The organism is Nocardioides sp. SRI_004, from assembly GCF_057586415.1.
This window is the reverse complement of sequence record NZ_JBYCZV010000001.1, coordinates 273,579-295,423: the sequence shown is the minus strand read 5'-3', so window position 1 is coordinate 295,423 and position 21,845 is coordinate 273,579. Positions and strand designations below refer to the sequence as shown.

Sequence of the window (21,845 nt, the reverse complement as noted above, 5' to 3'; positions counted from 1 at the left end):
AGTCAGCGGCCTCCCGCCGACACAACAGATCCCACAGGATTGCGGCCGATTCGTTGTCGGCACCATCCAGCCCCCGGTCGGCCGGGGGCGGCCGACGACGCCTCAGACCTGCCCGGTGGCGTCGTACACCCAGGAGATGTCGGCGGCCTGCAAGCTCTCCAGCCAGTCCGGCGGAGCGCTGTTCGCGACGCCTCCGAAGTCCCAGTAGTCCTTCCACAGGCACACCCGGCCCTCGCGCACCCGGTGCACGGTCACGAACGGCAGCTCGACGACCTCGCCGGTCCCGAAGGTCCACGTCTCGGAGTGCTCGTACATGACGACGTCGCCGTCGGCGACGAGCAGCCCCTCGTGGTTCTCGTACGCCGCCAGGTCGCGCAGGCCGACCTGGAGCCGCTTGACGATGTCGACCGGCCCGCGCGCGGCGAGGGCGGGACCGACGGGCATGTCGACGTAGAGGCAGTCGTCGGTGACCCAGTCGGCGATGCCGGACCAGTCGCGGTCCGAGAGCGTGCGCCAGAGGCCGCGGACCGCCTCGGCCGGGGTACGGGTGCTGTCCATGGCCGAACACTAGAACTCGTTCTACTTCTGGAAAAGTGAAAGGTGCGAAGTCGTGGGCGCTCGTACTCGTGTGTCCCTACGATCTCGCCATGAGCTCCTCGGACGCGTTGCCCGACGACGCGTCCCTGGTTGCCGGCGTGCTCGCCGGGGACCGGCAGGCCTTCGCCTCCGTCTACGAGAAGTACGCCGACCGGCTGCACGACTTCGCGTTCTCGATGCTGCGCAACCCGGTCGAGGCCCAGGACTGTGTCGCGGACTCCTTCGTGGTGATGGCCGAGAAGGTCGGCCAGCTGCGCGACCCGTCCCGGCTGCGGCCGTGGCTGTACGCCGTGGTCCGCAACGAGTGCCTGCGCACGCTGCGCGCGCGGGGGCGCGAGGCGCACGACGACGAATGGCTGGAAGCCATGCCTGACCAGGGGCGGGGGCCCGAGGACCAGGTCGCGGACGACGCGGTCCAGGCCGAGCTGCGCGAGCTGGTGTGGGCCGCGGTCGAGGGCCTCAACGACCGCGACCGCGCGCTGATCGACCTGCACCTGCGGCAGGGGCTCGAGGGCGCCGAGCTGGCGGCGGCGATGGACGTCACCCCGGCCAACGCCTACGTCATGCTGAGCCGCGCGCGTGACCAGGTCGAGCGCGCCCTGGGCGCGCTGCTCATCGCGCGCAGGGGCAGCGACGACTGCGAGGAGCTCGCGGCGCTGTTGAAGGACTGGGACGGCACCTTCTCGCCGCTCATTCGCAAGCGGGTCGCGCGGCACATCGACGGCTGCGAGGTCTGCGAGACCCGCCGCAAGCTGATGGTCAGCCCGCTGGCCCTCTTCGCCGGCGTCCCGGCCTTCGCCGCCCCGCCGTCGCTGCGCGACCGGGTCCTCGGCGACGAGCGGCTGGTGGCGTTCTACGTGGACCAGACGACGCCCGGTGGCGCGCCGCCGGCAGGAGGCGCCGGTACGGACGACGGCGGCGCGCGCCGCCGTCGGGCGCTCGCGGCGATCGCCGCCGTCCTGCTCCTGCTCGCAGGGGTCGGCCTGCTCGCCGTGCTCTGGCCGCAGGGCGAGGACGACCTCGTCGCCGTCGACACCGCGACCTCGGCCTCGTCGACCCCGGCGTCCCCCTCCTCCACCCCCGCGGGTACGACGACCGCGCCCACTTCGTCCGCGACGGCGACCTCGTCCGCGGCCGCTCCCAGCAGCACCGCCACCGCCGCCAGCACCGACGCCACCGTCGCCGCGCCCGGCGACCTGCGCGTCTCCACCCGCTCGATCGACCTCGGCACCGGGCGCTCCAGCGACACCGTGCGCCTGTCCAACGTCGGCGGCAGCCCGGTCGACTTCACCGTGCGGCCGCGGGTCGGCTGGCTGTCGGCGTCCACCGGGGGCGGCTCCGTCGCCGCCGGCGACGCCACCGGGCTGCGGATCACCGCGAGCCGCTCGGGGCTCGCCGAGGGGACGCACCGCGGCCAGGTCGCGGTCACCTGGTCGGGTGGGACGGTGCTGGTCACCGTGAGCCTGACCGTCAACCGGGCGCCGGTGATCGGCACCATCACCGCCGGTGCCACCAGCTGCAGCATCCCCGTCTCCGCCGCCGTCAGCGACGGGACCGGTGTGCAGTCGGTCCGGGCCACGTGGTCCGGCTCCGCCGACGGCCAGGCCACGGCGACGCTGTCCGGAGGCCGCTGGCGGGTGACCATCCCGGTCGCGGTCGGCGGCAACGTGAAGGTCACCTTCACCGCGACCGACAAGGCGGGCCTGCGGTCCAGCAGGTCGCGCACCTTCACCTTCGACCCCTGCCCCGGCTGACCCGGAAAGTGCAAGGTCCCGGCGCCGCCGCGCTCCTACCCCCATGGAGCGCACCCGCCGACTGATCACCGACCTCGCCCTCGCCGCCGGCGTGCTGGCCCTCGTGGCCGGCCTGTTGCTGGGGCTCCGCGGTCCGGAGCCCGAGCCGGCGGTCGTCGTACCTCCTCCGGCGCTGGCGCTGCCACCCGCGCCGCCCGTCCCGGCCGCACCAGTGCCGGCGCAACGGGTCGCGGCACCGACCCGCATCGAGGTGCCCGCGATCGGCGTCGACGAGCGGTTGACCGCCCGCGGGCTGAAGGCCGACGGCTCGCTCGACACCCCGGACTTCGGGAAGGCGGCGTGGTACTCCCCCGGCCCCCGTCCCGGTGAGCCGGGCGGCGCCGTCGTCGTCGCGCACGTGCACGGCCCGGACGGGCCCGACGTCTTCTGGGACCTCGCCCGGCTCACGCCCGGGGACACGATCCGGGTGCATCGCCCGGGCGCGGTGGCGACCTTCGTCGTCGACGCCGTCGAGGACGTCCCGAAGGAACGGCTCCCCTACGACCGGATCTGGCCCGCCGGCGACGACGTGCTGCTGCGGCTGATCACCTGCGGCGGCACGCGGACGGCCAGTGGCTACCCGGACAACACGATCGTCTTCGCGCACCTTCTCGGGACATGACCGTCCTGGCATGGGAGGGTCGGGCGCATGTACGGACCGCCGCCGCTCGCCGACCGGATCCGCCAGATCGAGGAGCGGCTCCATGTCATCTCGGCGTTGGCGACCGCACTGGAGGACCCCATCTCCGTGCTGCAGCTGATCGTGGACACCGGTGACGAGGCCGAGGCCATGTCCGCGCTGCAGGAGCGCTACGGCTTCGACGCGATTCAGGCCTCGGCCGTCACCGACATGCAGTTCCGTCGGGCCATCGGCCGGCAACGCGCGGGAGTCATCGACGAGCGCGACCACCTCAGCTCGCAGCTCACCGACCTCCGGCAGGCCGTGGCCCAGCAGCAGGCGGTCGCCGCCCACTACGACGCCCGCGCCGCGACGTACGACGCCAGCGGGATGCACCGCGACCTCGCCGCCCTCGTCGCCGAGCAGGCCACCGACCTTGGGGACGGGCTCGTGGTCGACGTCGCGACGGGGACCGGGCTCGTCCTCCGCGCGATCGCGACGCGCCATCCCGAGGCACGGCTGGTCGGCGTCGACCTCTCCCCCGGCATGCTCGCGGTCGCGCGGACGGCGCTGCCGCAGGCCCAGCTCGTGCAGGCGGACGCCTCCGCCCTGCCGGTCGCCGGGGAGTCAGTCGACCTCATGACCTGCGTGACCGCCCTGCACCTGCTCGCCGAGCCCGAGCTCGCCTTCGACGAGTGGGCGCGGGTCCTGCGCCCCGGCGGGCGGCTGGTCACCGCCACCTTCAGCGCCGACACCGGCGGACCGGCGCGCCCGGACCTGCCGCAGGGATTCGCACGGCGGCACGAGGACTACCGGACGCCGGAGCAGGTGCGCCGGGCGTTCCGCGACCACTGGTTCGAGCTGGAGAGCCACACCGAGCACGAGCTGCAGGGCGACCGGTTGCTCGTCTGCGTGCTGCGCCGGGTTGGCTGATCGCGGGTGCGCGCAGGGGCGGCTCGGCGTACGGGCTGCTGATGTAACACGACCCGCGCGGAGCCCCGGAGAGATCCCGAAAAGAACTCGCCAGAAAATCTGCAAGGTCCCGAGCACCCGCTGCTCCTACTCCCAACGAAGGCCACCACGGCCCACCGAAACCAGGGAGTAGTCATGAACACCAACCGCACCGCCCGCACCGCCCTCCGCCTGCTGGTCGCCACCCCGATCGCCGTGAGTGCGGTCGCGTTCGGCGCCGGCGTCGCCCACGCCGACGGCTTCGACCCCGACGGCCCGATCGTCATCGCGAACCCGGACGGCCCGAAGGGTCCCGGCGACATCGCCAACCCGGAGCCGGAGCCGCAGCCCGACCCGCCGGCCCCGGAGCCGCAGGGCCCCGGCGACTTCGAGCAGCCCCAGCCGGGCGACGACCCGAACCCGAACGGTCCCGACGACAAGGACGGCCCGAACGGCGGCGAGGACCCCGAGCCGAACCCCCACGGCCCCGGCGACATCGCCAACCCCGAGGACGGCGGCCCCGACGGCCCCGGCGACATCGCCAACCCGGAGCCGGGCGACGAGCCCGAGGACGAGCCCGCCGACAAGGGCGGCAAGGGCGGCGACGACAAGGGCGACAAGGGCGACAAGGACCTCGACGTCTACAACAGCGGCGGCCTGATCGCCGACGAGGTCCCGGTCCCGACCCGGATCGACGCCGGCGCCGCCTCGACGACCGAGGACGGTCAGGGCCTGGAGCTCATGTGGGTGCTGGCCGGCGGCGGTGTCGTCACCGCGGCGGGCGCGGCGTTCGCCCGCCAGCGGCTCGCGCGCCGCTGACCTCCCCCGCACGTGGGTCGTGGAGTGGGGCCACGGCCCATCGCAGGTACGACGGCCGCCCGGTCACCCGGGCGGCCGTCGTCGTCTCCGCGGGGAAAAGAGGAGCTCAGCGGCGCTCGAACGAGATGCCCGCCCGCTGCAGCCGCGCCAGCAGCGCGTCGCCCATCGCGGTCGCGGTGGTCACCTGGCCGGAGACGTTCGGGTTCTCGTCGAGGGCGAGGCAGACGGCCGACTCGGCCAGCATCTTGGCGGTCTCGGTGTAGCCCGGGTCGCCGCCGGAGACCCGGGTGTGGACCTTCCTGCCGGCCGACTCGGCGACGAAGTCGACGGTGAACCACGACTTCTCGCGGCGGCCCTCCGAGGGCCCCTCGCCCTGCGGGACCCGCTTCAGCAGCGCGTTGCGCAGCGGCGGCACCTGCGAGGCGACGGTCAGGCCGCTCACGCCGACGGCGCCGCCGACGGCGTAGCGCAGGGTCTTCGTGCCGGCGTAGTGGGAGTAGGTGAACGCCGGCCCGTACGACGCCAGGGCGGCCCCGCTGCGCGCGACGACGAACGGGTCGATGGTCGGCAGCGGCAGCAGCCAGTACCCGAGGTCGTGGTCGCGGGTCGGCCTGCCCACCGACGCCCGGGAGCGGCGGCCCTCGGGACGCGGCTCCATCCGGCGGCGCGCGCCGGACGCCTCCTTCATCTGGCGGGCCCTCGAGAAGGCCGTCAGCGCCGAGTGGAAGGTGCCGCCGGAGAAGCCGGCCCTCGAGCGGACGACGCCACGCATCGTGACCGGGGCGGTGAGCTCGCCGCCGACCTCCTTGGCCAGCTCCTTGATCGTGAAGTAGGCGCCGAGGTCGTGCGGGATCGAGTCGAAGCCGCAGCAGTGGACCAGCCGCGCGCCGGAGCCCTCCGCCGCGGCGTTGTGCTCGACGTAGGTCCGGTCGACGAACTCGGGCTCCCCGGTCAGGTCGACGTAGTCGGTGCCGGCGACGGCGCACGCGGCGACCAGCGGGCCGCCGTACTCGATGTAGGGCCCGACCGTCGTCGCGACGACCTTCGTGGTCGCCACGACCTCGGCGAGCGCGTCGGTGTCCTCGGCGTCGGCGACCAGGATCGGCAGGTCCTTCAGCGCCGGGTTGGTCGCGGCGAGCCGGTCGCGCACGCCCTCCAGCTTCTGCTCGTTGCGTCCGGCGATCGCCCACCGCAGGTCACCTCCCTGGGAGGCGAGGTAGTCGGCGGTGAGGCCGCCGGTGAAGCCGGTGGCGCCGAAGAGGACGACGTCGTACGGGCGGGAGCTGTCAGCCATGGCGTCACTCTTCCATCCGCCCCCGCCGGTGGTCGAGGAGGTCGCCCAGCGACCGTCTCGGGACCCGATGGAACCCCGGACCGGGCTGCCCCCGTCGTACCTTCAGCAAGCAGCCAGGAGAACCGGAGCGCCCGTGGAACCACACAACGAGTCGGCCTACGCCGACTACGTCGAGCAGAGCTGGCCGTCGCTGGTGCGCGCGGCCGTCTTCCTCGGCGCCCGGCCCGACGAGGCCGAGGACCTGGCGCAGACGACGCTGGTGCGCTGCTACACCGGCTGGGACCGGGTCAGCAGCGCCGACAACCGCGACGCGTACGTCTACCGGATGCTCCTCAACTGCCTGCGCGACACCCGCCGCACGCGGTGGTGGAAGGACCGCCAGTACGACGACCAGGCGGCCCTCGACCGGCCCGCGACCGACCCCGGCGGCTCCGACGCGGCCGAGCGGGTCGCGATCGCGGACGCCGTGCACCGGGCGCTCGGCGGGCTGACCAAGCCGAACCGGGACGTCGTGGTGCTCCGCTACTTCGTCCAGCTCAGCGAGAAGCAGACCGCCGAGGCGCTCGGCGTACCGCCCGGGACGGTCAAGAGCCGGCTCTCCCGGGCGCTGGCCCACCTCGCTGCCAACGACCACCTCCTCGACATCGCTGGAGACGCGAAATGACCGATCTCGAGAACCTCTGGGACGACTACCCGACCGGCAAGGCGCCGGTCACCTCGATCCTCGCCGCCGCGGCCGGCGAGCAGCGCCGCCGCCGGCGGGTGCTGCTCCGCCCGCTGCTGACCGCCGGCGTGGTCACCGGCCTGGCCGGCGCGTTCGTCGCCGGGACGCTCGTCGACGGCGGGTCCGGTCCGGGCAGCCCCGGCGGGATCCAGGCGCTGCCCCAGCGCGTCGCCTTCCAGGCCGACCTCGAGCCGGCGAAGTCCTGCGACGACCTGCTGGCGACGTACCGGAAGCGCGGGAAGGAGCTGGTGTCCGCGTGGGGGTGGGGCGGCGGGCCCTACTACTACGCCGACGGCTACGACGGGCTGCTGGAGGGCGCGAGGCGCACGATGCCCCTCAGCGAGCAGGCCAGCGTTGAGGACTTCACCAAGAGCGCGAACGACCGTGCGCCCCGCACCGACCGCGTCACCAACAGCGACACCGGCACCAACGTGCAGGAGGCCGGCGTCGACGAGCCCGACTCCGTCAAGACCGACGGCAGGCTCCTCGTCACCGTCCGCGACGACGACCTGGTGACCTACGACGTCTCCGGCTCCTCCACCGAGAAGCTCTCCTCGATCCCGCTGACCGGCGTCGAGGACGCCGAGGTGCTGCTGTCCGGTGACACCGTCGTGGCGGTCGGTCGCGACGACGAGTCCGACGACGAGGACCCGGGCACCCGCGTCCTCACCGTCTCCCTCGCCGACCCGTCGGCGCCCGAGGTCACCGACGACGTCACCTACGACGCGGGGCTGATGTCCGCGCGCCAGCACGGCGAGGCGATCCGGGTCGTGCTCGAGTCCGGCCTGCCGCAGCTCGACTTCGTGGAGCCGCGCGGCAAGGTGACCGAGCGGGAGGCGCTGAAGAGGAACCGCGAGCTCGTCGCGAAGACCACCATCGAGGACTGGCTGCCCACCGTCACCGCCGACGGCGACAGCAAGCAGCTCCTCGACTGCACCAACGTCGCGGTCCCCTCCGACGACCTGCTGCTGGACACCACCAGCATCGTCGGCTTCGACGCCGGCAGCCCGGCCAAGCTGGACGCGATCGGCCTCGCCGGGCACACCGGCATCGCCTACGAGTCGGTCGACCACCTCTACCTCGCCACCCAGGCCGGCGGTGGCGGGTGGGGCGACTGCATCCGCTGCCTCGACGGCGTCGGCTCACCAGTCGTGCGCGGCCCGGCCAGCGGGACGTCGTACCTCTTCGAATTCGAGCTCGAGGGCACCGCCGCCACCCACGTCGCCTCCGGCGAGGTCGAGGGTTCGATCGCCGACCGCTGGTCGGTCGACGAGGCCGACGGGGTGCTGCGGGTCGCGGTCGGGCCGACGAGCGAGACCGGCAGCTTCAACTCCGTCATCACCCTGCAGCGCCAGGGCAAGGAGCTGGTCGAGCACGGCCGGCTCGACCGGCTCGGCGTCAACGAGGACATCAAGTCGGTGCGGTGGTTCGACGACCTCGCGGTACTGGTGACCTTCCGCAGGGTCGACCCGATGTACGCGATCGACCTGAGCGACACGGCGAAGCCGCGGCTGCTCGGCAAGCTGAAGGTGCCCGGCTTCTCGACCTACCTCCACCCGCTCGGCTCCTGGCGGATGATCGGCCTCGGCGAGGGTCCCGACGGCAAGGGGGGCTGGGGCGCGCAGATCGGGCTCTTCGACGTCCGCGACGTGAGCAGGGTGAAGCGGCTCGACGTGCACGACTACGGCCGGTCCTTCCGGGCGCTCGCCGGCGCCGACCCGCGCGCGTTCACCTGGCTGCCCGACGAGCGCACGGTGATCACGGTGCTGGATAGGTCCGCCCGCACCCGGGTCGGCTTCGTCTCGGTCGTCCACCTCGTCGACGGGAAGCTGCAGCAGCGCCTCGTCCAGGTGGAGTACGGCGCCGACGTGGACGACGTGCGCGCGGTCCCCCTCCCCGACGGGCGGGTCGTGCTGGTGACCGGCGACAAGGCGCAGTTCTTCGAGCTGTCCTGAGCCGCGACCGGGGCCGGCGGTCGGCGCTGCGGCGTACCGTGGAGGCATGTGCCGCAACATCCGTCCGCTCAACAACTTCGAGCCGCCGGCCACCACCGACGAGGTGACCGCTGCCGCCCTGCAGTTCGTGCGCAAGGTGAGCGGGACGACGAAGCCGAGCCAGGCCAACCAGGCCGCGTTCGACCGTGCGGTCCACGAGATCGCCCACATCACCCAGCACCTCCTCGACGACCTGGTCACCACGGCGCCGCCGAAGAACCGGGAGGTCGAGGCCGAGAAGGCGCGCGAGCGTGCGCGGCTCCGCTACGGGTGATCCCCGGGATCCCCGCGTCGCCGCCGCGTTCGCGGCGGTCCCCCGCGCGCGCTTCCTGCCGCCGGACCAGCAACGGTTCGCCGACGTCGACCGCGCCCTCCCGATCGGGTACGACGTCACCAACTCCCAACCGTCGACGGTCCGCGCCATGCTCGAGCTCCTCGCCGTCCGGCCCGGCGACCGGGTGCTCGACGTGGGCTGCGGCTCCGGCTGGACGACCGCCCTCCTGGCCCACCTGACCGGCCCGGACGGCCACGTCACCGGCGTGGAGATCATCCCGGAGGTGCTGGCCTCCTGCGGTCGCGCCCTCGGGATAGTCCCTGACGAAAAGCACCGGAATCCGTCCGCGTCCGGTGCTTTTCGTCAGGGACTACCGCAGATCGAGCTCCACCAAGCGCTCCCCGGCGAGCTCGGCTGGCCCGACGGCGCGCCGTACGACCGCATCCTCGTGTCCGCCGACGCCGCCCACGTCCCGGTGCCGCTGGTCGAGCAGCTCACCCCCGACGGCACCCTCGTCGGCCCGGTCCGCGGACGGATGCTGCGGATCCACCGGCGGCCCGGCTCGACCCCGCAGGTCGAGGAGCACGGCCGCTACGTCTTCGTGCCGCTCGTATCCTGATCGGGTGACACTCGTCGGCCAGCAGCCCGGGCACCAGGGGGTCGGTCAGCAGGACCCCGCGCTCGAGCGCTGCACCGCCGGACCGCTCGTGGTCCTGACCGGGGCGGGCCTCTCGACCGACTCGGGCATCCCCGACTACCGCGGCCCGGGGGCGCCGGCGCGGATGCCGATGACCTACCAGGAGTTCGTGTCGGGGCCGGCCGCGCAGCAGCGGTACTGGGCGCGCAGCCACCTCGGCTGGTCCCGCATGGGACGGGCCGAGCCCAACGCCGGGCACCGCGCCGTCGCCGCCCTCGGCGCCGCGCTGGTCATCACCCAGAACGTCGACGGCCTCCACGAGGCGGCCGGGACGCCCCGCACGGTCGCCCTGCACGGACGGATCGCCGACGTCATCTGCCTCGCCTGCCGTCGTACGACGCCGCGCGCCGCCCTCCAGCAACGGCTCGAGGACGCCAACCCCGGCTGGGCCGCGGCGCACGCCGACGTGGCAGTCCGCCCCGACGGCGACGTCGACCTCGAGGACACCGCCGGGTTCGTGGTGCCGCCCTGCCTCGACTGCGGCGGAGCGCTCAAGCCGGACGTCGTCTTCTTCGGCGAGAACGTCCCCAAGCCGCGCGTCGAGCGCTGCTACGCCGCCGTCGAGGCCCTCGCCGGCACCGACGGCTGCCTGCTCGTCGCCGGGTCCAGCCTCACCGTGATGAGCGGGCTGCGCTTCGTCCGCCGGGCCGCCCGGCAGGGCACGCCGGTGGTCATCGTCAACCGGGGGACGACCCGCGGGGACGACCTGGCGTCGTACAAGGTCGAGGCGGGGACCAGCGAGTGGTTGACCGCGCTCGCCGCCGTCAGAGCTTCTTGACGAAGATGTGATCGGCCGCCTCGGGGAAGATCTCCGCGGTCTCACCACCGGAGCCCACGAGCACGCCGTCGGCCGTCGACTGGATGGTGATCGTCTTGTCGGGCAGCGCACCGACGCGGCGCATCGCGCTCATCAACGCCTCGTCCTTCTGCATCTCCTCGGAGATGCGACGCACGAGCGCCCGGGAGGAGTCCTTCGAGGCGGCCTTCGAGAGGGGCTCGACGTCGTCCATGAAGTCCTGGACCGGCTTGGCCTCGCCCAGCTCGTCGAGACCCGGGATCGGGTTGCCGTAGGGCGACTCGGTCGGGTGGTCGAGCAGCTCGAGCAGGCGGCGCTCGACGCTCTCGGACATGACGTGCTCCCAGCGGCAGGCCTCCTCGTGGACCTGCTCCCAGTCGAGGCCGATCACGTCGATCAGCAGGCGCTCGGCGAGGCGGTGCTTGCGCATGACGCGCGTCGCCAGCCGGCGGCCGTCCTCGGTGAGCTCGAGGTGGCGGTCACCCTCCACCGTGAGCAGACCGTCGCGCTCCATCCGGGCCACCGTCTGCGACACCGTCGGCCCGCTCTGGTGCAGGCGCTCGGCGATGCGCGCCCGCAGCGGGACGATGCCCTCCTCGATCAGCTCGTAGATCGTGCGGAGGTACATCTCGGTGGTGTCGATCAGGTCGCTCACCTGCCCATTCTGTCGCATTCGCCGAGCGCGTCTACCGCGGAGGGGGTCAGCACGCTGCCCGGCGCCGCGTCCCGCCGCGCTGCCGGCCGTGTTCCTATGTTGCTGGCAGGCTTGGGATCGTGACCACGCTGCTCGTCCCCCACCGGTTCAACGGCCCGCCACGCTCGGGCAACAGCGGCTGGGTCGCCGGTGCCCTCGCCGCGCGAATGCCCGGGCAGGCGCTGGGGCGCGCGGTCACCGTCACCCTGCGCCAGCCGCCGCCGCTCGAGACGCCGATGCCGCTGACCGCGACGGCCAACGGCGCCGAGATCAGCCACGACGGGAGCCTCGTCGCGGAGGCGTCGTACGCCGAGCACGCGCCGACCCCGGTCGCGCCCGCGCCGGCCCGCGAGGCCGCGGAGGCGGAGGCGTCGTACCCGGGCCACCGCACGCACCCCTTCCCGGGCTGCTTCGTGTGCGGGCCCGCCCGCCGACCCGGCGACGGACTGCGGATCTTCCCGGGAGCCGTGGGTACGGACCGGGTCGCGGCCACCTGGACGCCGTACGAGAGCACCGTCCCGGTCACCTGGGCGGCCCTCGACTGCACCGGCGGCTGGTCGAGCGACCTCGAGGGCCGTCCGTCGGTGCTCGGCCGGATCACCGTCGAGGTGCACCGGCTGCCCCGCACGTCGGAGCGCTACGTCGTGGTCGGCGAGCAGCGGCGCCTCGACGGGCGCAAGACGTTCACGGCTGCCACGCTGTACGGGCCCGGCGACGAGGTGGTCGCCACGGCCGAGCACGTCTGGATCGCGATCGACCCGGAGGACTTCCGATGACCAGCACCCATCCCTGGTGGTACGACGCCGTCGTCTACCAGGTCTACGTCCGCAGCTTCGCCGACGGGATGCCCGTCCCGGGCGACGGCATCGGCGACCTGCCCGGCATCACCGCCCGGCTCCCCCACCTGCGCGACCTCGGCGTCGACGCCCTGTGGATCACGCCCTTCTACCGCTCCCCCCAGAAGGACCACGGGTACGACGTCGCGGACTACGAGGACGTCGATCCCCTCTTCGGCGACCTCGCCGACTTCGACACCCTGCTCGCGACGGCCCACGAGCTGGGGCTGCGCGTGATCGTCGACCTGGTGCCCAACCACACCTCCGACCAGCACGTGTGGTTCCAGGCGGCCCTCGCCGCCGGGCCGGGCTCGCCGGAGCGCGCCCGCTACCTCTTCCGCGAGGGCAAGGGGGCCGACGGCAGCGAGCCGCCGAACAACTGGAGCTCGATCTTCGGCGGGCCGGCGTGGACGCGTGTGCCCGACGGCCAGTGGTACCTGCATCTCTTCGACAGCTCCCAGCCCGACCTCGACTGGCGCAACCCCGAGGTCGGAGACATGTTCGAGGGCGTGCTGCGCTTCTGGCTGGACCGGGGCGTCGACGGCTTCCGCGTCGACGTCGCGCACGGGCTCTACAAGGAGGCCTCGTTGCGCGACCAGGTCCTGCCGAAGGAGACGAAGAAGGCGAAGGGCAAGAAGAAGAGCCAGCCCGAGTCGATGGTCGAGCGGACCCTGCGCGACGAGCCCATGTGGGAGCAGCCCGAGGTCCACGACGTCTACCGCCGCTGGCGCAAGGTGCTCGAGGAGTACCCCGGCGACCGGATGGCCGTCGCCGAGGCGTGGACCCAGACCGCTGAGTCGATGGCCGAGTTCATCCGCCCCGACGAGCTGCACCAGGCGTTCAACTTCGGCTGGCTCGGCACCCCGTGGTCGGCCGCGGACTTCGCCGAGGTGATCACGTCCTCGATCGCGGCGGTGGCGACCGCCGAGGCCGCACCGACCTGGGTGCTGTCCAACCACGACGTCGTCCGCCACCCCACCCGGTACGGCGGCGGGCCGGCCGGCATCGCCCGCGGCCGCGCCGCGACCCTCGCCATGCTGGCGCTCCCCGGGTCGGCGTACCTCTACCAGGGCGAGGAGCTCGGCTTGGAGCAGGTGGACGTGCCGCCCGAGGCCCGGCAGGACCCGTCGTGGTTCCGGACCGGCCAGCCGGGGCGCGACGGCTGCCGGGTGCCGCTGCCGTGGTCGGGCTCGGCGCCGCCGTACGGCTTCGGGGGCGCCGACGGCACCCAGCCGTGGATCCCGCAGCGCGACGACTGGGCCGGGCTGACGGTCGAGGCGCAGCAGGCCGACCCGGACTCGACGCTGGCGTTCTACCGCCGCGCGCTCGCCGTGCGCCGTGCGGTGTTCAAGGGCGTGCCCGACGCGACCACCGCCGTGGCGGAGGACGACGTGCTGGTGATCCGCCGCGGCGACGTCACCGTCGCCGTCAACACCGGCGACCGCCCCGCGGGGCTGCCCGACGGCGAGGTCCTGATCAGCAGCGGCCCGCTGCCCGGCGGTGTCCTCCCACCCGACACCGCGGCCTGGCTCCGCTGAGCGCCGCAGGGGTAGTCCCTGACGAAAAGCACCGGATCCGTGCGGGATCCGGTGCTTTTCGTCAGGGACTACCGCAGGTCAGCGGTCGCCGGGCTCGTTGAGCGCGTCGTTGTAGCGGCGCAGGGAGGCCGTGAACGCCGCCACCTCCTCGGCGGACCAGTCGCCGAGCCGGTCGGCGAGGTACTGACGCCGGTCGTCGGCGACCTGCTCGAGCCGGCGCACGGCGTCCTCGCTCGCGGTCAGCAGGGTGGCCCGGCCGTCGGCGGGATCGGGCGACCGGTCGAGCAGGCCGAGGTCGATCAGGTGCTGGACCTGCCGGCTGATCGCGCCCTTGTCGATGTCGAAGACCTGGCCGATGGCCGAGGCCCGCAGCGGCCCGTTGTCGCGGACGTAGCTCAGCATGAGGTACGACGCCGGCAGCAGCTCCGGGTGCACGGCCCGGGCCCGCTCGCCGATGACCCTGCGGATCCGGCGGATCAGCACGCCGACCTCGCCCTCGAGCTCACGCAGCGTGTCGGTCCGGGAGGCCGCGACCTTCATCGCCGCTCACCCACCCGCGCGCCCTCGCCCTCCACGTCGAAGGCCGGGTAGTCGACGGCCTCGCCGGTGGCGACCACGCCGGCCTCGATCTCCGACTCGGCGACCGAGGGGCTGCCGGTGGTGGTCCGCAGCGGGACCTCCTTGATGAAGAGGATGCAGACGAAGGCGACGATCGCGAACGGCACCGCGACCATGAACAGGTGGCCGACCGCCTCGCCGAAGGACGCCTCGTAGAGCGCCCGGATCGGCGCGGGCAGCGCGGCCAGGTCGGGGATGTCGCCGGTGGAGTGCTGCATCTGCGCGAGCTGCTCCGGGCTGACCTGGCCGGAGGCGAGCAGCGCGCCCAGGCCGTCCTTGACGCTGGAGGTGACCTGGTGCGCGAGCACCGCGCCGAGCGCGGCGACACCGGCCGAGCCGCCGATGGAGCGGAACATCGCGACCACCGAGCTGGCGGCGCCGAGGTCCTCGGGGGCGGTGTTGTTCTGCACGGAGAGCACGAGGTTCTGCATGGTCGCGCCGAGGCCGATGCCGGTGAGCGCCATGTAGGCGCCGACCACGAGGAGCGGGGTCTCCGCGTCGATGGTGCCGAGCAGCGCGATGCCGGCGATGACGAAGACCATGCCGCCGACCAGCCACCGCTTCCACAGGCCGGTGCGGGTGATGACCCGGCCGCTGATGATGCTCGAGACGAGCAGGCCGCCGACCATCGCGATCGACATCAGGCCGGCCTCGGTCGGGCTCATCCCACGGGCGAGCTGGAAGTACTGGCTCAGGTAGACCGTCGCACCGAACATCGCGACACCGATCATCACCGAGGCGGCGGTCGCCAGCGCGGTGGTGCGGTCGCGGAAGAGGCGCAGCGGGATGACCGGCTCGGCGGCGACGCGGGCCTCGACCCACAGGGCCGCGGCGATCAGGAGCAGGCTCGCGGCGACGAGTGCGGCCGACGTACCGGAGATCCAGTCGAAGTTGTTGCCGGCCAGGCTGACCCACACGAGGATCAGGCTGATGCCGCCCATGATCAGGGTCGCGCCGAGGTAGTCGATCCTCACCTGACGCTTGACCGTCGGCAGGTGCAGCGTCTTCTGGAGTACGACGAACGCGATCGCCGCGACCGGGAGACCGATCATGAAGCAGCCGCGCCAGCCGAGGGGGCTGTCGACGACCAGGCCGCCGAGCAGCGGGCCGCTGACGGTCGCGGTGGCGAAGACGGCCCCGATGTAGCCGCTGTAGCGGCCGCGCTCGCGCGGGGAGACCATCGAGGCGATGACGACCTGCACCAGCGCGGTCAGGCCGCCGACGCCGAGGCCCTGGAAGGCGCGCGCGCCGATCAGGACGCCCATGTTGGGCGCGATCGCGGCGACGACGGAGCCGATGGAGAAGATGACCAGCGCAGCCTGGACGAGGAGCTTCTTGCTGAACAGGTCGGCCAGCTTGCCCCAGATCGGGGTGGTCGCGGTCATCGTGAGGAGGGTGGCGACGACGACCCACGTGTAGCCGGTCTGGCTGCCGTGCAGGTCGGTCACGATCGCGGGCAGCGCGTTGCTGACCACGGTGCTCGAGAGCATGGCGACGAACATCGCCAGGAGGAGCCCGGTCAGAGCCTCCATGATCTCGCGGTGGGTCATCTGACCCGGCTCGGCGGTCGCCGATGAAGTAGTTGACATGGATCAACCATATCTCAGATTGGTTGACGACGGCAACTTTCTGTGACCGGTCAGACATGGGCCGGTCGACCGGCCCCCAGCGAGCACCCGGAAATGCAGCGACCCGCAGGTGCGGCTCGGACGAGCCCCGTCCGGTGGATGATCCGGACTCACCTGCGGGTCGGGTGGCTGCTGTTGGATTCGCGTCGCAGCCGAAGTAGTACGTACTGCGGGCTGCTAGCGAGCAGCCACCTCACGCATCCGATGAGAAATCATTCTTCGGACCACCTCCTTTCCCGTGTGCGACAACCGTAGGTCGGGCTCCGGCGCCGCACAATGGATTAACGGCAGGGACCGGTGGAGTCGCGCACCTTGAGCTGTGTCGGTACGACGACCGTCGCCGCCGACCCCGGTCGCAGCAGCAGGTCGATGGCACAGGCGCCGGCGTCCTCCGTGCGCTCGGCGAGGGTGGTCAGCGCGGGCTGGCAGAAGTCGGCGCCGAACATGTCGTCGAAGCCGACGACGCTGACGTCGTCGGGCACCCGGACGCCCCGGCCGGCCAGCCGGCGGAGCACGCCGATGGCCAGCATGTCGTTGTGGCAGACGATCGCGGTCGCCCTGGCCGCGAGCGCCGCGTCGGCGGCAGCGGGGCCGCCCTGGAGCGTCGGCTGGTAGGGGCCGAGCCGGCGCGCCGCCACGCCCGACGACTCCGCCGCGGCGAGCAGCCCCGCCCAGCGCCGCGCCCCCGACCACGACTCGTGCGGCCCGGCGAGGAAGACCAGCGACTCGTGGCCGAGCGAGACCAGGTGGTCGACGATCTGGCGGGTGCCGGCGTCGTAGTCGGCGACCACGCTCGGCACGCCGGCGACACCGGGCAGGGTGCGGTTGACCAGCGCCAGCCGGTGTCGTCCAGCGGCTGCGGCGAGGTCCTCGTCGGTGCCACGGGCGGCCGCGATCACCAGCCCGTCGACGGCGGGGCCGAGTCGCTGGACCAGCTCCCGCTCGACCGACGGGCTCTCCTGCGTGTCGCCGAGGACGAGCGTCTTGCCGGCCGCCGCGGCCGCCCGCTCGGCGCCCTTGATCGCGCCCGCGAAGTAGGGGTTGGTGATGTCGGGGACGAGCAGCGCGAAGGTGTGCGTGCGCCCCGAGCTCATCGCCCGGGCGCTCGGGTTCGGCACGTAGCCGAGTCGTTCGGCGACCTCGAGGATGTGCTCCCGCGTGGTCGCGTTGACCCGCCCCGGGGTGCTCAGCGCGCGGGACACGGTGGAGGCCGCGACCCCGGCCGCCTCGGCCACGTCGGTGATGGTGACCCGCTTCGGAAGCGTCATGCGAGCAGTGTATGGCAACAAATGGCAAACGATTGCCATGTGACGGGCGCCACTCGTAGCGTCCTGCGCAGATCGCGTCCACAGTGGAGGCGACGGAGAAAGGCAGTTCCGATGTCCCAGGACCACACCGCGGACCTCACCCCGGTCCGCACCCCGCGGAAGGCCGCCCTCGCCGCGTGGTGCGGCAGCGCGCTGGAGTACTACGACTTCGCCATCTACGGCACCGCCGCGGCGCTGGTGTTCCCCAAGATCTTCTTCCCGGAGGGCAACGCCACGGCGGCGAGCATCGCCTCCTTCGCGACCTTCGGCGTCGCGTACGTCGCCCGCCCGATCGGCTCCTTCTTCATGGGCCACATCGGCGACCGCCTCGGCCGCAAGCGCATCCTCATCGGCACCCTCCTGCTGATGGGCATCTCGACCTTCCTCGTGGGCTGCCTGCCGACGTACCACCAGGTCGGGCTGCTCGCGCCGGCGCTGCTCGTCACGCTGCGCCTGCTGCAGGGCCTGTCGGCCGCCGGCGAGCAGGCCGGCGCGAACTCGATGTCCTTCGAGCACGCCCCCGACGACCGCCGCGGCTTCTTCACCAGCTTCACCCTCAGCGGCACCCAGGGCGGCCAGATCCTCGCCCCGGCAGTCTTCCTGCCGCTCGCGGCGGTCCTGCCCGAGGACGCGCTGCTCAGCTGGGGCTGGCGGGTGCCCTTCTGGCTCAGCGCCGCCGTCGTGCTCATCGGCTTCCTCATCCGCCGCACGCTGGACGAGACCCCCGAGTTCCACCGCGAGGCCGAGCAGCAGGACCGGCAGGAGAAGGCCGCCGCCCCGCTCGGCGTGCTCTTCCGGCACCACTGGGCCGGCGTGCTCCGCGTCTTCTTCGCCGCGTTCGTGGCGGTCGTGAACACGATGTTCGCTGTCTTCGCGCTCAACCTCGCGACGTCGGAGGACTACGGCATCGAGATCAGCAAGACCACCATGCTGTGGCTCGCGATCATCGCCAACATCGTCGCCGTCGGCACCATCCCGCTGTGGGCCAGCCTGTCCGACCGCATCGGCCGCAAGCCGGTCTTCCTCACCGGCCTCGTCGGCAGCGCCGCGCTGGTGACCCTCTTCCTGTGGTCCATCACCGAGCACAACGTGCCGCTGGTGCTGGTCAGCGGCATCGCGCTGGCCGGTGTCGTCTACAGCATGCCGAACGCCGTCTGGCCCGCGACCTACGCGGAGTACTTCCCCACCTCGGTCCGCCTCTCCGGCATGGCCGTCGGCACGCAGTTCGGCTTCGCCCTCGCCGGCTTCACCCCGACCATCGCCGGCTGGCTGATCGACGGCGACGCCGCCAACTGGTACCGCGTCGCCGCCTTCGTCGTCGCCGCCTGCGGGATCTCCGCGATCGCCGTCCTCAGCGGCCCGTCCGGCACGCACAGGGTCCCCACGCCCGAGGTCGGCCGCACCCGCGCCGAGGCCGCCGCCCTGCGCGTCCCGGAGCTGGCCCGATGAGCGATCCCGTACGACGCCCGGTGGTCGCCGTGCTCAACGGCCCCAACCTCAACCTGCTCGGCGAGCGGGACCCGCAGGCCTACGGCACCGCGACCCTGGCCGACATCGAGAAGCTCTGCCTCGAGACCGGCGACCGGCTCGGCCTCGACATCGACTTCCGCCAGACCAACCACGAGGGCGTGCTGGTCGACGCCATCCACGAGCTGCGGCGTACCGCCGCCGGCGTCGTCATCAACGCGGCGGCCCTGTCGCACACCTCGGTCAGCGTGCGCGACGCGCTGGCCGTGGTCGAGGGCCCCGTCGTCGAGGTGCACCTGAGCAACATCCACCGCCGCGAGGCCTTCCGGCACCACTCGTTCGTGGCCGAGGTCGCGGACGGGGTCGTCACCGGCTGTGGCGCCCGTGGCTACGCGATGGCCGTCGAGCACGTCGCCCACCTGGTCGCCGGCGCGGTCGAGGAGGTCGCGTCATGAGCGGGACGTCCTTCGCGCTCGGCCTCGTCGGCGCGGGCATCGGCCGCTCCCTGACGCCCGCGATGCAGGAGGCCGAGGGCCGCGCCCACGGCCTGAACCTGACCTACCGACGCATCGACGCGGAGGTCCGCGGCCTCGCCGTCGAGGATCTGCCGTCCGTCGTGCACTGGGCCCAGGCGCTCGGCTTCGACGGCCTCAACATCACCCACCCGTTCAAGCAGGCGGTGCTGCCCCTGCTCGACGAGGTGTCCCGCGCCGCCGACGACCTCGGCGCCGTGAACACCGTGGTGATCCGCGACGGCCGGCTGGTCGGCCACAACACCGACTGGTCCGGCTGGGGCCGCGCCTTCCGCAGCACGCTCCCCGACGCGGTCACCGACCGCGCCGTCGTGGTCGGCGCCGGCGGCGCGGGCCTGGCCGTCGCCTACGCGCTGCTCGACCAGGGCGCGGCGCACGTCGCGATCCACGACACCGACATCGACCGCGCCGAGGCCGCCGCGATCCGGCTGGGCAAGCGGTTCGCGGCCGAGCGGATCGACGCGGTCACCGACGTCGCCGCCGCGATCACCGACGCCGACGGACTCGTCAACGCGACCCCGATCGGCATGCACGGCCACGCCGGCCTGCCGGTCCCGGCGGCGCTCGTCGAGGAGCGGCTGTGGGTGGCCGACGTCGTCTACTTCCCGCTGGAGACCGAGCTCGTCGCCCTGGCCCGCGGCCGGGGCTGCCGCGTGCTGCCGGGTGGCGGGATGGCCGTCGGCCAGGCGGTCGACGCGTTCGAGCTCTTCACCGGACGCCGCGCGGACGCCGACCGGATCGCCCGCCACTTCGCGGAGCTGACGTCGTCATGACCCTGCGCCGCAGCATCGCGACCGTGTCCCTCTCCGGCGTGCTGGCCGACAAGCTCGACGCCGCGGCGGCCGCCGGCTTCGACGGGATCGAGGTGTTCGACAACGACCTCGTCGCGTCCCCGCTCAGCCCGGCCGAGGTGGCCGCCCGGTGCGCGGACCTCGGTCTGCGCGTCGAGCTGTTCCAGCCGGTGCGGGACGTCGAGGGCGTCGCGCCGTCCGACTTCCCTGCCGTCGTACGACGGGTGGCGCGGAAGCTCGACGTGGCGGCCGCCCTCGGGGCGCCGGCGGTGCTGCTGTGCTCCAACGTGCAGCCCGACGCGATCGACGACCCCGACCTGTCGGCCGCCCAGCTGGCGACCCTCGGTGACCTCGCCGCCGAGCGCGGCCTCGTGCTCGCCTTCGAGGCACTCGCCTGGGGGCGCCACGTGCACCGGGTCGGACAGGCGTGGGACATCGTGCAGCGCGCGGCCCACCCGGCCGTGACCCTCGCCGTCGACACCTTCCACATGCTCTCCCGGGGCGATGGGCCCGAGGCGCTCGAGGGCGTGCCCGGTGACCGGATCGGCTTCCTGCAGGTCGCGGACGCGCCGCTGCTCGACATGGACGTCCTCGAGTGGAGCCGCCACCACCGCTGCTTCCCCGGCCAGGGGACGATGGACGTCTCCGGCGTCGTCGACGCCGTCATCCGCTCCGGGTACGACGGCCCGCTGTCCCTCGAGGTGTTCAGCGACGTCGTCCGGGAGGCCCCGGCGGCCGAGACCGCGCGCGACGCGCTCCGCTCGCTGGTGTTCCTGGAGGACGAGCTGGCCCGGCTCCGCCCGGGCGGGACGCCGCTCGCCCCGGCGGTGCCGGAGCGCGCCGACGCCGCCTTCCTCGAGCTGCCCGCCGGCCCGGCGACCGACGACCTTCTGGTGCGGCTCGGCTTCACCCTGGCCGGCTGGCACCGGCACAAGCCGGTCGCCTGGTGGCGCAACGGGAGCGCCGACGTGCTCGTCAACGCCGCCGCCACGGAGCCCGCACTCGGCATCGTCGCCTCCCCGGTCGCCCAGGTCGCCGAGCGCGCGGAGGCCCTCCTGTGGCCGAGCGTCGCGGTCTCCCGCACCCCCGGCGACAGCCTGCTGCCCGGGATCACCTCCCCTGCCGGCGTCCCGGTCTTCGTCAGCGCGCCGGCCGGCGAGCAGGACGACTGGCAGCGCGACTTCGCCGCCGCGCCGGGGCGCTCGCCCGAGGGGTGGGTGGGGCTGGACCACCTCGGCGTCGCCGTACCGGCGGGACGGCTGAACGAGGAGGTGGCCTTCCTGCGCACCCTCCTCGGCCTGGAGCCCGCGCCGCTGGAGGAGTTCATCGACCCGCACGGGCGCATCCGCAGCCGCGCGTTCCGGCCCGCCAAGGGCGAGCTGCGCGTGGTGGTCAACGTCGCGGAGGTGGCCGACGTGCCGCGCCCGACGGGCGTCGTCCAGGTGGCCTTCGGCTGCACCGACCTGCTGGCGGAGGTCCGCCGCCTGCGGGCGGCCGGCGTCCCGCTGATGGCCGTCCCGGACAACTACTACGTGGACCTCGAGGCGCGCCTCGACCTCGACGCCGCGTTCGTGGCGACCCTGCGCGAGCACGGCGCCCTCTACGACCGCAGCGCGCAGGGCGAGCTGCTGCACGCCTACACCCCGGTGCTGCCGCAGGGCTTCTGCATCGAGCTGCTCGAGCGGCGCGGCGGCTACGACGGCTACGGCGCTGCCAACACGCACGTCCGGCTGGCCGCGCAGTCCCCGCGATGACCACTGACTGAGATCACACCCGTTCGCCGGCGCTGCGGGGAATGTCGCGCCGTGGGAGCACCTTGTGACTCCTGTCGCCCACGGCATGGTCGATTAACACTATCGACATACATGTCTTTAA

At 73.1% G+C, this 21,845-nt stretch carries 21 protein-coding genes; 15 read left to right on the top strand and 6 right to left on the bottom strand.

The window, feature by feature from the left end; translation table 11 throughout:
* Positions 1-102: 102 nt before the first annotated feature.
* Positions 103-558 (bottom strand): nuclear transport factor 2 family protein, encoded by a 456-nt coding sequence (locus AC2YHB_RS01480; RefSeq protein WP_487353307.1) that lies wholly within the window; start codon positions 556-558, stop codon positions 103-105.
* A gap of 89 nt (positions 559-647) precedes the next feature.
* On the opposite strand from AC2YHB_RS01480, the gene AC2YHB_RS01475 reads away from it, so the two are divergent.
* The 4 genes from AC2YHB_RS01475 (at position 648) to AC2YHB_RS01460 (ending at position 4,779) form a co-directional block, all read left to right on the top strand.
* Positions 648-2,351: a sigma-70 family RNA polymerase sigma factor gene (locus tag AC2YHB_RS01475; RefSeq protein WP_487353306.1), complete on the top strand. Its 1,704-nt coding sequence runs from the start codon at positions 648-650 to the stop codon at positions 2,349-2,351.
* Between the two features lie 43 nt (positions 2,352-2,394).
* Entirely contained in the window at positions 2,395-3,012 is a 618-nt protein-coding gene (locus AC2YHB_RS01470) for a sortase domain-containing protein (RefSeq protein WP_487353305.1), read from the top strand.
* 27 nt (positions 3,013-3,039) lie between these two features.
* Entirely contained in the window at positions 3,040-3,942 is a 903-nt protein-coding gene (locus AC2YHB_RS01465; protein WP_487353304.1) for a class I SAM-dependent methyltransferase, read from the top strand.
* A 174-nt stretch (positions 3,943-4,116) separates the two neighbouring features.
* Complete coding sequence (locus AC2YHB_RS01460; protein ID WP_487353303.1) at positions 4,117-4,779, top strand: hypothetical protein; 663 nt, start codon at positions 4,117-4,119, stop codon at positions 4,777-4,779.
* Positions 4,780-4,885: 106 nt separating this feature from the next.
* Here AC2YHB_RS01460 and AC2YHB_RS01455 read toward each other — a convergent pair whose 3' ends face one another.
* A complete protein-coding gene (locus AC2YHB_RS01455) occupies positions 4,886-6,073 on the bottom strand; it encodes a saccharopine dehydrogenase family protein (RefSeq protein WP_487353302.1) in 1,188 nt (395 codons plus the stop codon).
* A 133-nt stretch (positions 6,074-6,206) separates the two neighbouring features.
* Here AC2YHB_RS01455 and AC2YHB_RS01450 point away from each other — a divergent pair, with 133 nt between their 5' ends.
* Genes AC2YHB_RS01450 through AC2YHB_RS01430 form a run of 5 tightly spaced genes read left to right on the top strand, consistent with a single transcriptional unit; the run spans position 6,207 to position 10,540 of the window.
* A complete protein-coding gene (locus tag AC2YHB_RS01450; RefSeq protein WP_218864699.1) occupies positions 6,207-6,737 on the top strand; it encodes an RNA polymerase sigma factor in 531 nt (176 codons plus the stop codon).
* Positions 6,734-8,752, top strand: coding sequence for a beta-propeller domain-containing protein (locus AC2YHB_RS01445; protein WP_179649327.1), 2,019 nt, complete (start codon positions 6,734-6,736; stop codon positions 8,750-8,752). Before AC2YHB_RS01450 ends, AC2YHB_RS01445 begins: the two co-directional genes overlap by 4 nt.
* A gap of 46 nt (positions 8,753-8,798) precedes the next feature.
* Positions 8,799-9,065, top strand: coding sequence for a DUF2277 domain-containing protein (locus AC2YHB_RS01440; RefSeq protein WP_036550403.1), 267 nt, complete (start codon positions 8,799-8,801; stop codon positions 9,063-9,065).
* On the top strand, positions 9,043-9,684 hold the full coding sequence (locus AC2YHB_RS01435; RefSeq protein ID WP_179649325.1) for a protein-L-isoaspartate O-methyltransferase family protein: 642 nt from the start codon (positions 9,043-9,045) through the stop codon (positions 9,682-9,684). The genes AC2YHB_RS01440 and AC2YHB_RS01435 overlap by 23 nt, the downstream gene beginning before the upstream one ends.
* 4 nt (positions 9,685-9,688) lie before the next feature.
* Positions 9,689-10,540 (top strand): Sir2 family NAD-dependent protein deacetylase, encoded by an 852-nt coding sequence (locus AC2YHB_RS01430; RefSeq protein WP_179649323.1) that lies wholly within the window; start codon positions 9,689-9,691, stop codon positions 10,538-10,540.
* On the opposite strand, the gene AC2YHB_RS01425 is transcribed toward AC2YHB_RS01430, so the two are convergent.
* Complete coding sequence (locus AC2YHB_RS01425; RefSeq protein WP_036550400.1) at positions 10,527-11,213, bottom strand: iron-dependent transcriptional repressor DtxR; 687 nt, start codon at positions 11,211-11,213, stop codon at positions 10,527-10,529. The two genes, AC2YHB_RS01430 and AC2YHB_RS01425, sit on opposite strands and share 14 nt — an antisense overlap.
* Before the next feature lie 119 nt (positions 11,214-11,332).
* Between AC2YHB_RS01425 and AC2YHB_RS01420 the strand changes: the two genes are divergently transcribed.
* Entirely contained in the window at positions 11,333-12,028 is a 696-nt protein-coding gene (locus AC2YHB_RS01420; RefSeq protein ID WP_207008706.1) for a hypothetical protein, read from the top strand.
* A complete protein-coding gene (locus AC2YHB_RS01415) occupies positions 12,025-13,626 on the top strand; it encodes a glycoside hydrolase family 13 protein (protein ID WP_487353301.1) in 1,602 nt (533 codons plus the stop codon). The genes AC2YHB_RS01420 and AC2YHB_RS01415 overlap by 4 nt, the downstream gene beginning before the upstream one ends.
* Before the next feature lie 78 nt (positions 13,627-13,704).
* On the opposite strand, the gene AC2YHB_RS01410 is transcribed toward AC2YHB_RS01415, so the two are convergent.
* The 3 genes from AC2YHB_RS01410 to AC2YHB_RS01400 form a co-directional block, all read right to left on the bottom strand.
* Positions 13,705-14,166: a MarR family winged helix-turn-helix transcriptional regulator gene (locus tag AC2YHB_RS01410; protein WP_036550396.1), complete on the bottom strand. Its 462-nt coding sequence runs from the start codon at positions 14,164-14,166 to the stop codon at positions 13,705-13,707.
* Positions 14,163-15,833, bottom strand: a complete 1,671-nt coding sequence (locus AC2YHB_RS01405; protein ID WP_487353300.1) for an MDR family MFS transporter — start codon at positions 15,831-15,833, stop codon at positions 14,163-14,165. The genes AC2YHB_RS01410 and AC2YHB_RS01405 overlap by 4 nt, the downstream gene beginning before the upstream one ends.
* Before the next feature lie 320 nt (positions 15,834-16,153).
* Positions 16,154-17,140, bottom strand: coding sequence for a LacI family DNA-binding transcriptional regulator (locus AC2YHB_RS01400; protein ID WP_036550394.1), 987 nt, complete (start codon positions 17,138-17,140; stop codon positions 16,154-16,156).
* 111 nt (positions 17,141-17,251) lie between these two features.
* Here AC2YHB_RS01400 and AC2YHB_RS01395 point away from each other — a divergent pair, with 111 nt between their 5' ends.
* Genes AC2YHB_RS01395 through AC2YHB_RS01380 form a run of 4 tightly spaced genes read left to right on the top strand, consistent with a single transcriptional unit; the run spans position 17,252 to position 21,724 of the window.
* On the top strand, positions 17,252-18,628 hold the full coding sequence (locus AC2YHB_RS01395) for an MFS transporter (protein ID WP_179649319.1): 1,377 nt from the start codon (positions 17,252-17,254) through the stop codon (positions 18,626-18,628).
* The gene (gene aroQ, locus AC2YHB_RS01390) at positions 18,625-19,101 is read left to right on the top strand and encodes a type II 3-dehydroquinate dehydratase (protein WP_487353299.1); all 477 of its coding nucleotides are present in this window, start codon (positions 18,625-18,627) and stop codon (positions 19,099-19,101) included. The genes AC2YHB_RS01395 and aroQ overlap by 4 nt, the downstream gene beginning before the upstream one ends.
* Positions 19,098-19,952 carry a shikimate dehydrogenase gene (locus tag AC2YHB_RS01385; protein ID WP_036550391.1) on the top strand — a complete coding sequence of 285 codons (855 nt, stop codon included), beginning with the start codon at positions 19,098-19,100 and terminating at the stop codon, positions 19,950-19,952. Before aroQ ends, AC2YHB_RS01385 begins: the two co-directional genes overlap by 4 nt.
* Positions 19,949-21,724 carry a sugar phosphate isomerase/epimerase and 4-hydroxyphenylpyruvate domain-containing protein gene (locus tag AC2YHB_RS01380; RefSeq protein ID WP_218864697.1) on the top strand — a complete coding sequence of 592 codons (1,776 nt, stop codon included), beginning with the start codon at positions 19,949-19,951 and terminating at the stop codon, positions 21,722-21,724. The genes AC2YHB_RS01385 and AC2YHB_RS01380 overlap by 4 nt, the downstream gene beginning before the upstream one ends.
* Positions 21,725-21,845 lie beyond the last annotated feature (121 nt).